Annotated in this window: 9 protein-coding genes; 4 read left to right on the top strand and 5 right to left on the bottom strand. The window is 70.0% G+C overall.

Going from position 1 to position 10,760, the window contains the following annotated elements; genetic code table 11:
* Positions 1 to 54: 54 nt before the first annotated feature.
* The 3 genes from OPU67_RS14150 to OPU67_RS14160 all read right to left on the bottom strand — a co-directional run bounded on the left by OPU67_RS14150 (position 55) and on the right by OPU67_RS14160 (position 2,129).
* Positions 55 to 540, bottom strand: coding sequence for an EF-hand domain-containing protein (locus OPU67_RS14150; RefSeq protein WP_267620747.1), 486 nt, complete (start codon positions 538 to 540; stop codon positions 55 to 57).
* Positions 541 to 684: 144 nt separating this feature from the next.
* Positions 685 to 1,506 (bottom strand): esterase/lipase family protein, encoded by an 822-nt coding sequence (locus tag OPU67_RS14155; RefSeq protein WP_267620749.1) that lies wholly within the window; start codon positions 1,504 to 1,506, stop codon positions 685 to 687.
* A gap of 86 nt (positions 1,507 to 1,592) precedes the next feature.
* The gene (locus tag OPU67_RS14160) at positions 1,593 to 2,129 is read right to left on the bottom strand and encodes a DUF3617 domain-containing protein (protein WP_267620751.1); all 537 of its coding nucleotides are present in this window, start codon (positions 2,127 to 2,129) and stop codon (positions 1,593 to 1,595) included.
* 120 nt (positions 2,130 to 2,249) lie between these two features.
* Between OPU67_RS14160 and uvrB the strand changes: the two genes are divergently transcribed.
* From uvrB to OPU67_RS14175, 3 genes are read left to right on the top strand one after another with little or no spacing between them, the layout of a single operon-like run.
* Complete coding sequence (gene uvrB / locus OPU67_RS14165; RefSeq protein ID WP_267620753.1) at positions 2,250 to 4,445, top strand: excinuclease ABC subunit UvrB; 2,196 nt, start codon at positions 2,250 to 2,252, stop codon at positions 4,443 to 4,445.
* A 47-nt stretch (positions 4,446 to 4,492) separates the two neighbouring features.
* Positions 4,493 to 6,010, top strand: a complete 1,518-nt coding sequence (locus OPU67_RS14170; RefSeq protein ID WP_267620755.1) for a S10 family peptidase — start codon at positions 4,493 to 4,495, stop codon at positions 6,008 to 6,010.
* Positions 6,007 to 6,609, top strand: a complete 603-nt coding sequence (locus tag OPU67_RS14175) for a hypothetical protein (protein WP_267620757.1) — start codon at positions 6,007 to 6,009, stop codon at positions 6,607 to 6,609. Before OPU67_RS14170 ends, OPU67_RS14175 begins: the two co-directional genes overlap by 4 nt.
* Here the strand turns inward: OPU67_RS14175 and OPU67_RS14180 are convergent.
* Positions 6,595 to 8,673, bottom strand: a complete 2,079-nt coding sequence (locus tag OPU67_RS14180) for a protein-disulfide reductase DsbD family protein (protein WP_324255372.1) — start codon at positions 8,671 to 8,673, stop codon at positions 6,595 to 6,597. The two genes, OPU67_RS14175 and OPU67_RS14180, sit on opposite strands and share 15 nt — an antisense overlap.
* Positions 8,674 to 8,792: 119 nt before the next feature.
* Here OPU67_RS14180 and OPU67_RS14185 point away from each other — a divergent pair, with 119 nt between their 5' ends.
* Entirely contained in the window at positions 8,793 to 9,959 is a 1,167-nt protein-coding gene (locus tag OPU67_RS14185; protein ID WP_420709025.1) for an FAD-dependent monooxygenase, read from the top strand.
* Between the two features lie 157 nt (positions 9,960 to 10,116).
* Here the strand turns inward: OPU67_RS14185 and OPU67_RS14190 are convergent.
* Positions 10,117 to 10,760: hypothetical protein (locus OPU67_RS14190; RefSeq protein ID WP_267620761.1), on the bottom strand; the 644-nt coding region annotated here is incomplete at its 5' end.

Here is a 10,760-nt window from a genome sequence, read left to right on the forward strand (position 1 = left end):
GAGTCAGGGGCCGGTCGCAGCCGGCCCCTGGCGTTCACATCATCGCGCGGCGGATCACTTGCCGCGCGCGGCCTTGCGGGCTTCCCAGTGGGCAGCGCGCTCTTCCTTGGTCACGGTGCCGTCGCGGTTGGTATCGGCAGCGTCGAACCGGGCCAGCGCGCGGGCGCCGAACTCGTCGCGGGTGATGACCCCGTCGCCGTTGGCGTCCATCTGCGGGCGATCCCCGCCGCGCTTGCCGGCCCACTGGCCCGGGCGCTTCCGCTCGCCGGCGGGCTTGGCCGCGCCATCGGCGGCGCGCGCCTCGCGGCGTTCCTGCCACTTGGCCTTGCGGGCCTCCCTGGCGGCCTGCATCTCGGCCGCCTCGATCTGGCCGTTGCCGTTGGTGTCCATCGCCTTGAAGCGCTGATCGAGGCGCGCGTTCAACTCCGCGCGGGTCACCGGGGCATCGCGGTTCGCGCCGGGGCCCATCGGCCCGGCCATCGCGGTGCCGGTGAGGGCGACGGTGAGGATCCCGCCGGCGAGCAGTCTGGCAATCGTCATGATCTCGTTCCTTTCATCCGGACGGCCACAGCACCGTCCCATGACGCCGCTTATGCGCGCGCGCCGTCGCAGCGGTTTGTCAGCGGGGCGGGAAATGTGTCGCAAATTGTATCAGGCTCCTCTCGCTGGAGCGCGTGGGCCACGTCAGGCGCGGGTCGCCTCGAGCTCGGCGAGGAGCGTCGTGATCACCTGCGGATCGTAGGTGAAGCCCATGTGCGTGCAGCGCAGCGGGATCGCGCGGTCGCGCTCGCCCGGGCGGCCAGCGGCGCAGCGCGGGGCGATCACGCCGTCATTGGCGCTCCAAAGGGCGACCGTCTCGACCGGGGGCTTGGCGGCGAGGTCCGCATCGATCGGCGGGGCATCGACCGAGTGCCCGGTGATGAACTGGTAGGCGCGCCACACGTTGTTCGCTCTCGGCGAGCCGGAGAAGGGCGAGCCCATCGAGATCACCTTCGCCACCGCCTCAGGCCGCCGCTTGGCGATCTCGCGCGCATAGAGCCCGCCAAGGCTCCAGCCGATCAGCACCACCTTGCGCCCGTGGCGCGCGTGAAGCTCGAGCAGCCGCGCCTCGATCGCGTCGAAACGCGCGGGCTCGGGGCCCCAGTTGCGACCCAGACCCCAGCGCTTGGCGATGTGCCCGGCACGCTCGAGATGCCGCGCGAGGTAGCGCATCCGCATCGGCGAGGCGCCGAAGCCGGGGAGGATCATGACGACCTGCGGATTGGCCGTCACCGCCACCGGCACCCGCCGGCGCGGGCGGCGCACGGGTTCGAGCAGCACCTGCGCCTCGCCGATCAGCCGGGCGAAGGCGGGCTTGCCGGCCTCGAACTCCTCGGGACACGCCTCGCGGGCGAGCGCCAGGCGCCGGGCCAGCTCGCTTGCGGCATAGGCCTGCTGGCCGCGCGCGCCCGCAGCGAGCAGCGGGGCGGGAAGCCGGGTCCGGTCGAAGGCGAAGCGCGAAGCCATGCCTTCTCCTAACAACAAAGCGGCTGAATGTTCAATGAAGTGTCACAGGCGTAACAAATCCGACACATTCTGCCGGCGGCGTGCGGTCACTTCGCCGGGCAGGCGCCGATCCGCTCGTGCTTGACGGTGGCGCTCATCGTCCCGCGCCCTGCGCCGTCGAAGGCCATCTGCGTGGTCGCGGTGAGATCCGCGCCGGTCTTCGTGGCGGTGCCGGTCAGGCTGGTGCGGGTCTCGCGGCCCTCGGCCTTGCAGACCATCACCGCGTCGAGCTTGCCGCCGTCGAGCGCGAAGCTCTCATAGGCGCAGTCGCCGTTCTGGCCCTGGCTGACGACCTCCTCGAAGCCCTTGCCGGCCTCCTCGGCGGTCAGGCAGTCCTCGACCGTCGTGCTGAGCCCCGCGCCGTGGTTCTTCATCTCGGGCGGGAGCCCCGGGATCTCGAGCCCGGTCATGGTGACGGTGGTCTTGTAGAGACCCGGCTCGGGCTTCAGCCCTTCGGCCTCGGCGCGCTTGGCCGCCTCGCCGATCGAGACCTTGCCGTCGCCGTCGGCATCGGCATTGCCCCCGCCCGAACATCCCGCAAGGGTCAGGGCGGCGGCGAGGGCGGCGAGGACGAAAGGCTTCATGAAGGGCGTCTCCTGTGGCTGCCCCTCCATAACAGCGATTGCGGCAAAGCGTGCCCCGAAAAGCGCGTCCGGGCTGGCGGCCGCCTTGCACGTGCCCGCTTTGTTCCCCATACAGGGCGCATGGCCGAACTCGTGATCCGCCGCGGACTGGACGAGCCCGAGACGGGCGCCGATTTCGTCCCGCACCGCCCTGCCCGCCCCGACAAATCGATGGGCGGAATCCCCTTCAAGCTCGTCTCGGACTACCAGCCCGCCGGCGACCAGCCGACCGCGATCCGCGAGCTGACCGAAGCCGCGCTCGCGGGCGACCAGACGCAGGTGCTGCTCGGCGTCACCGGCTCGGGCAAGACCTTCACCATGGCCAAGGTCATCGAGACCTTGCAGCGCCCGGCGCTGATCCTCGCCCCCAACAAGATCCTCGCCGCGCAGCTCTACGGCGAATTCAAGAGCTTCTTCCCCGAGAACGCGGTCGAGTACTTCGTCTCCTACTACGACTACTACCAGCCCGAAGCCTACGTGCCGCGCTCCGATACCTATATCGAGAAGGAGTCGAGCGTGAACGAGGCGATCGACCGGATGCGCCATTCGGCCACCCGCGCGCTGCTCGAACGCGACGACGTGATCATCGTCGCTTCCGTCTCGTGCCTCTACGGCATCGGCTCGGTCGAGACCTATTCGGCGATGATCTTCGACATCAAGGTGGGCGAGGTGGTCGACCAGCGCGAGCTGATCAGGAAGCTCGTCGCGCTGCAATACAAGCGCAACGACGCGGCCTTCGCGCGCGGCAACTTCCGGGTGCGCGGGGATAGCCTGGAAATCTTCCCCTCGCACTACGAGGACATGGCCTGGCGGGTGACCTTCTTCGGCGACGAGATCGAGGAGATCGCCGAGTTCGATCCGCTGACCGGCACCAAGGGCGCGAAGCTGGAAAAAGTGCGGGTCTATGCCAACTCGCACTACGTCACCCCCGGCCCGACGATGAAGCAGGCGGCAGCCGCGATCCGTTTCGAGCTGGAGGAGCGGCTCAAGGAGCTGGAGGCCGAGGGCAAGCTGCTCGAACGCCAGCGTTTGGAACAGCGCACCAATTTCGACCTCGAGATGATCGCGGCGACCGGCTCGTGCGCGGGGATCGAGAACTACAGCCGCTTCCTGACCGGCCGCCTGCCCGGCGAACCCCCGCCTACCCTGTTCGAATACCTGCCCGAAAACGCTCTGCTGTTCGTCGACGAAAGCCACCAGACCGTGCCGCAGATCGGCGCGATGGCGCGCGGGGACCACCGCCGCAAGCTGACGCTCGCCGAATACGGCTTCCGCCTGCCCTCCTGCATCGACAACCGCCCCTTGCGGTTCAACGAGTGGGACGCGATGCGGCCGCAGACCTTCTGCGTCTCTGCCACCCCCGGCGGCTGGGAGATGGAGCAGACCGGCGGCGTCTTCGCCGAACAGGTGATCCGCCCCACCGGCCTCATCGACCCGCCGGTGGAGATCCGCCCGGTCGAGGACCAGGTGCAGGACTGCATCGCCGAGTGCAAGGCGACCGCCAAGCTCGGCTACCGCACACTCGTCACCACCCTGACCAAGCGCATGGCCGAGGACCTCACCGAATTCATGCACGAGGCGGGCGTGCGCGTGCGCTACATGCACTCGGACGTCGAGACGCTGGAGCGCATCGAACTGATCCGTGACTTGAGGCTCGGGGTCTATGACGTGCTGGTGGGCATCAACCTGCTGCGCGAGGGGCTGGACATCCCCGAATGCGGGCTGGTGTGCATTCTCGACGCCGACAAGGAGGGCTTCCTCAGGTCGGAAACCTCGCTGATCCAGACCATCGGCCGCGCCGCGCGCAATGTCGATGGCCGCGTGATCCTCTATGCCGACCGCATCACCGGCAGCATGGAACGCGCGCTTGCCGAAACCGACCGCCGCCGCGCCAAGCAGCAGGAATACAACGAGGCGCACGGCATCACCCCGCAGACCATCAAGCGCAACATTCACGACATCGTCGCCCACACGGCCTCGCAGGACGGTGTGGTGGTGGGCACCGGCGACGAGGAGCGCAACAACCTCGTCGGGCACAACCTCAGGAGCTACATCGAGGACCTCGAGAAGCGAATGCGCAACGCCGCTGCGAACCTCGAATTCGAGGAAGCCGGGCGCCTGCGCGACGAGATCCGGCGGCTGGAGGCGGACGAGCTCGGGTTGCCGGACAGCGAGAAACGCGCGCCGATCGTGGGCCGCTCGAACGAGGGCAAGCCGGGGACGAGGAAGACCCGCTTCGGCAAGACGCGCTACAAGCGGATGGGGGGTAAGCCCTAGGCCCACCCCTTGAACGGCCCGCGCAAGCCTGTCACTCACCTCGGCCCATGAACGCCCGATTCCTTGCTGCGCTGGCCGCCGCCAGCACTCTCGCCCTTGCCGTTCCCACCCTCGCGCAGGACGCCGCGCCCAGGGCCGAGGCGGCCAAGCCCACCGCCGCCGCCGCGCCCGAGCCCCAGACCCGCAGCCGCGACCTTGCCGGCACCTTCGGCGGGCAGCGCATCGCCTACCGTGCGACCATCGCCGACACGATCCTCTCGAGCGATGACGGCAAGCCCGAGGCGGTGATCGTCACCACCTCCTACGTGAAGACCCCGGTCGATGCGGCGCGCCCCGTGTTCTTCATCTACAACGGCGGCCCGGGCTCGGGCTCGGTGTGGCTTCAGATGGGCGCCTTCGGGCCGAAGCGCGTGGCGATCCCCTCCGACGCGCGCGACGACGGCGCCCCGCCCTATCCGCTGCTCGACAACCCCGACAGCCTGCTCGACGTCGCCGACCTCGTGTTCATCGACCCGCCCGGCACCGGCTTGAGCTACCTGACGCCGGGGACCGATCCCAAGAAGTACTACGGCCTCAGGCAGGACGGTCGCGCGGTAGCGGACGTGATCCGCCGCTGGATCAACGACAACGGCCGCTGGTCGAGCCCCAAGTATCTCGGCGGGGAGAGCTACGGCACCAGCCGCACGGCGATGGTCGTCGACGAGCTGGAGGGCTCGACCTACAACGATGTCGGCCTCAACGGCCTCATCCTGATCTCGACGATCCTCGACTTCGCGGGCCGCGAGCCGACGCCGGGCAACGAGCTTGCCTATGTCGTCACCCTGCCCAATATGGCCGCGGCCGCCTGGTATCACGGCAAGGTCGAGGCGCCCTCGGTGGAGGCGATCGTCGCCGAGGCCCGCCGCTTCGCTATCGGGCCTTTCGCGACCGCGCTGCTCAAGGGCAGCGAGCTTCCGGCAGAGGAGCGCGCCGCCGTCCGCCGGGAGATGGCGCGGCTCACCGGCCTCAGCGAAACCTATCTCGAACAGGCCAACCTGCGCGTCACCGACCAGCGCTTCTACAAGGAGCTGCTGCGCGACCGGGGGCTGACCATCGGCCGGCTCGATGCGCGCTATACCGGCACGGACTACGACAATGCGGGCGAGACCCCGGACGACGATCCCAGCTTCTACGGGATCGACGCGGGCTACACCGCCGCGATCAACCAATGGGCGCGCGAGACGCTGGGCTACCGAACCGATCGGCAATACCAGTCGATCGGCCGCGATCCGGGCCGCCTATGGGACTGGTCGCTGGGTGGCGGGGGGCGCGGCGCCTACCTCAACATCGCCCCGCTGATCGGCCAGGCGATGCGGAAGAACGCAGGCCTCAGGCTGTTCAACGCACAAGGCTGGTATGATTTCGCCACGCCCTTCTTCGGTGCCGAATATTCGCTCAAGAGACCCGGCATCCCGCAGGAACGGATCACGTGGAAATATTACGACGCGGGGCACATGATGTATGTCCGCGACGAGGACCGGGCCAAGCTTGCGGCCGATATCCGCGCCTTCATCCGCGCCCGGTGAGCCGCGTTCCCCTCGCCCTTGCGGGGCTGGCGCTGGCGAGCGGGCTGCTCGCCGGATGCAAGCCGCCGCCGACCGACAGCGCGGTGGCGCGCGTCTCGCTCGAGATGCCGGACAAGGGCCCGTCCGAGCCCATCGCCTCGCCCGACGTCACCGGCGCGGGCTGGACGCGCACCGCCAATCCGCAGCGGCTGGTCTATGGCAAGCCGGGCGAGCCGGTGATGCTGGCGCTCGAATGCCTCGCGCCCGGCACGCCCGAGGCGATGCTGAGGATCACCCGCCATGCGCCTGCCGACGAGGGCGCGGCGGCACTGCTGGCGCTGATCGGCAACGGCTGGATCGGGCGCTTCCCGGTCGATGCGATCGCGGTCGGCGGGCAATCCTTGTGGCAGGGCGACATCCTGGCGGCGCAGCCCCAATGGGAGGCGCTGAAACCGGAACGCGAGGCGACCGTCACGGTGCCGGGCGCCGGCCTGCTGCGCCTCAACCCGAGCCCGCTGCCGATCGCGCTGATCACCGCCTGCCGCGGCAGCGCCGTGCCCGCGACGCCCGCCCTCGCCGATCCGGGCGACGGGGCAGAGGAGCCGCTACCCGTCCGCTAGCGCCTTCTGGGCGAGCAGATCAGGGGTGAGCACCTGCGGCAGCTGCTCGGGCGCGCTCGCGCCGGGCGCATACCACAGGTAGAGCGGCACGCCCGCCGCGCCCTGCTGGGTCAGGAACGCCGTGATCGCCGCATCGCGCCGCGTCCAGTCGCCGACGAGCGTCACCACGCCCGCCTTCTCGAAGGCCGCACGGGTGCTGTCGCGCTCGATCGCAATGCGTTCGTTGACCTTGCAGGTCAGGCACCAGTCGGCGGTGAGATAGACGAACACCGGCTTGCCTTGGCTGCGCGCCTTGGCGAGGGCATCGGCGCTGTAGGCTTGCGCGCCCAGGAGGCTCGGCGCAGCCTCGGCCCGCCCGCCCATGTAGACGTTGGGAAGCCCGATCGCGGCGAACGCGACGAAAGGCGCGGCGACCAGCGCGAAGGCCGGCCAGGCCATCTTGCCCCCGCGTTGCAGCTTGCCGACCACGAACAGGCCGAGCAGCACGCCGAACACCATCACCAGCGCGATAAGGCCGAAGGACCGGCCGCCGAGCTGCACCGTCAGCCACAGAAGCGCGAGGAAAGTGAGCGCCATCGGGATCGCCATCAGCCGCCGGAACCGCTCCATCCAAGCGCCGGGCTTGGGCAGCCGTCGCCGCAAGGGCGGCACGAAGCCCAATGCGAGGAACGGCAGCGCCAGCCCCAGCCCGAGGCAAGCGAACAGCAGCAGCGCTTGGCCCACAGGCAAAAGCAGCGCCGCGCCCAGCGCTGCCGCCATGAAGGGCCCGGTGCACGGCGTCGCCACGAAAGCCGCCAGCAGCCCGGTGGCGAAGGCACCGGTCTTCTCGCCCCCCATGCTGACCGAGATCGCCGGCAGTTCGAACAGCCCGGCGAAATTGGCGGTGATCGCGGCGGCCAGCACCAGCAGCGCCACGACCACGCCGGGCTCCTGCAACTGGAACGCCCAGCCGACCTCTTCGCCCGCCGCGCGCAGCGCCAGCAGCAGCGCGCCGAGGCCAAGGCAGGCGATCACCACCCCGGCGGTGTAGGCCAGCCCCTCAGCGCGCGCCGCGCTTTCGCTTTCCCCGGCACGGGCGAGGGCAATGGCCTTCAGGCTCAGGATCGGGAAGACGCAGGGCATGATGTTGAGCAGCAGCCCGCCGAAGAAGGCGCCGAGGATCAGCGTCCACAAGGGCGGGGTCGCGCCCGCCTGCTGCGGACCGGCGACCAACTCGCCCCCGGCGGGCACGTCGCCCAGCGCGGCCTTGAACGCCACCCCGCCCCCGTCGCCGAAGGCAAGGATGCCGGACAGCGCATCCGCCTTGCCCGAGCCGTAGGGATCGAGCGGGATTTCGCCGACCAGCGTATCGCCCACTCGGCGGAAGATCTGCGGCGCAGCGTAGGACACCAGCCGTTCGTTGGCGATGAACAGGTGCGGATCGGCCAACCCCATCCCTTGCGGAAAGGGGATGGCGACGCGCAGGGTCTTGCCCTCAACCGCGAAGGCCGCCGCCGCGTCGAGCAGCGGCGCGGCCGCGGCGCGCCACCCGGCGAAGTCGCCCGTGCCGCTTGCAGTCAGCACCGCATCCTGCGGCACGCAGATCTGATCGGTGCAGGCGAGATACTCGACCCGGCCCTTGAGCGGCCCGGTGAAGTCCTTGACGCTCGGCCCCGGGGTGACCGGCACCAGCACGGTGTAGGGCCCTTCGTAGATGTGGTTCATCAGCCCGCTGACGGTGAGCCGCTTGGGCACCGGATAGCGCGCCTCGCCCACCTCCCAGTCGGGCGGCAGGTCGAGGCTGAGACGCATCCCCTGCCCCGCATCGCCGGGGTTCGACCAGTAGCCGTGCCATTCGGGCGCGCTGGGGATGAAGCGCAGCGCGAGCAGCCATTCGCGGCCCTCGACCGGCTGGCCCTCGGCATGAAGGGTGACGGCGATGTTCGCATCGCCGAACTGCGCCTGCGGCCCGCCGACCGGCTGAGCCTGTGCAGCCCCGATCGCCAGCCACACCATTGCGACCAGCGCAAGCGCGCGTGCAACGAATTGACCTGCGGCGGGCGGGAAGATTCTTGCGTGCGGCACGGGCTACCCTCTAGGCTCCAGCCCATGACTTCGCAATCGGAGCGGCCAAGGTGACAGCGACTTCTGACAAGAACGAGGGCGTGCGCGATCTCGTGATCCTGGGCGGCGGGCTCGTCGGCATGACGCTCGCGCTGGCGGCGGCGAAGAAGGGCCTGTCGAGCCACGTCATCGACCGCGCCGATCCGGCGGAACTCACCGCCGAAGGCTTCGACGACCGCGCCACCGCGATCTCGACGGCAAGCTGGCACCTGTTCGAGAACATCGGCATCGCGCAAGGGCTCGAGGAATTCGCCTGCGATATCGCGAGCATCGCCGTCACCGATCAGAACAAGCCCGGCCGCCTCGATTTCGTCCCCGGCCCGGGCGACGGGACGCTGGGGCGGATGTTCCCCAACCGCCGCCTGCGCCTCGCGCTGTTCGAGGCGGCGGCGAAGGAGCCGCTGATCCAGTGGACTTCCAAGGCGACCGTCATCGAGCGCCAGCGCAGCGAATACGGTGTCGCCGCGATCACCGCCGACGGGCGCAAGTTCCGGGGCAGCCTGATGGTCGCCGCCGAAGGGCGCCAGTCGCCGACGCGCGACAGCGCCGGGATCACGATCGCCAAGTGGGACTACAAGCACCGCGCGATCATCGCCGGGCTGACCCACGAAAAGCCCCACGGCAATGTGGCCTGGGAGATCTTCTACCCCGCCGGGCCCTTCGCGCTGCTGCCCCTGAACGACGATGCCGACGGCACCCACCGCTCCTCGCTGGTGTGGACCGTCTCGGAGGAGGACGCGGCCGGGGTGACGAAGCTCGGCGACCGCGCCTTCCTCGCCGAGGTGGAAAAGCGCATGGGCGGAGTGCTGGGCAGGGTTCTTTCGGTGGGGCACCGCTCGTCCTATCCGCTCGGCTTCCACCACACCGCCAAGATCACCGGGGAGCGTCTCGCATTGATCGGGGATTCGGCGCACGGCATCCATCCCATTGCCGGGCAGGGGTTGAACCTCGGCCTGAGGGACGTGGGGGCGCTGACCCAGGTGCTGGCCGAGGGCGCGCGGCTCGGCCTCGATCCGGGCGATCCCGAGGTGCTGAAGCGCTACGAGACCTGGCGCGGGCTCGACAGCTTCATGGTCGCGCTGGCGACCGATGGCCTCACCCGCCTGTTCGGCGTCCCCGGCAAGGGCGCGAGCGCGGTGCGCCGCCTCGGCATGGCCGCGGTGCAGAGGACGCCGATGCTCAAGCAGTTCTTCATGGACGAGGCGCGCGGCGTCTCGGGCGACCTGCCGGAGCTGCTGCGGGGGTAAGGGTCGCTCCCCATCATGGCTCGTCAATGCGAGCCTCAGGCGGAAGCGGAGCTGGCGCAAGCCAACCAATCCATGGGCCGCCGGCAGGATTTGGTGCGAGGGCAGTTGATGGATTGCCGCGTCGCCTTCGGCTCCTCGCAACGACGAAGGATTGGGACTAGGGCCCCACCACCAGCGGGCTCAGCTGGCGCACCGGATTGCCCGCCCCGTCGCGCAGGCCGCGCTGGTCGAGCACGGCGGCGGTCTCGACCACCTCCAGCGCGTCCATCGCCTTCTTGTATCGCTCCGCATCGGCGATCCAGTTCTGCGCCCGCGCGGCGCCGGGCATCGCGCGCACCTCGTCGATCGCCGCCTGGTAGCGGCCCTGCTCGAGCGCCCAGCGCGCGCGCTCGAGCCGGCGTTCGGGCTGCGGCGAGGGCGTGGTCTCGCGGCGAAACACGAAGAGCTCCTTGAACTCGCGCTTGAAGGCGCCCCACGAGGGGCCCTCGTCGCTCTCGCGCAGCTGGGGCGCGAGCCCGTCGAGCCGCGCAACGAGGCTGTCGAGCCGCACCGGATTGCGCGAGAAGTCGATGATCGTCGAGACCGCATTGGGCCACTGGTCGCCGAAGCGCAGGCGCAGCTGGTCGGCGAGGTAGCCGAGCTCCGCCCCGCGCTCGAGCGCGCGGCGGGTGGCGAAGGCGATCAGCAGGCTCTCCGCGCGCGCGGCGTTGCCGGCGGCGGCCTGGGCTTGCAGGTCGAGCCGGGTGAGGCGCTGTTCGGCGGCGGTGAGGCGCTGGTCGAGCCCGCCCTGCTGCGCGGCGA

This window comes from Erythrobacter sp. WG, assembly GCF_026586795.1.
Classification (GTDB): domain Bacteria; phylum Pseudomonadota; class Alphaproteobacteria; order Sphingomonadales; family Sphingomonadaceae; genus Erythrobacter.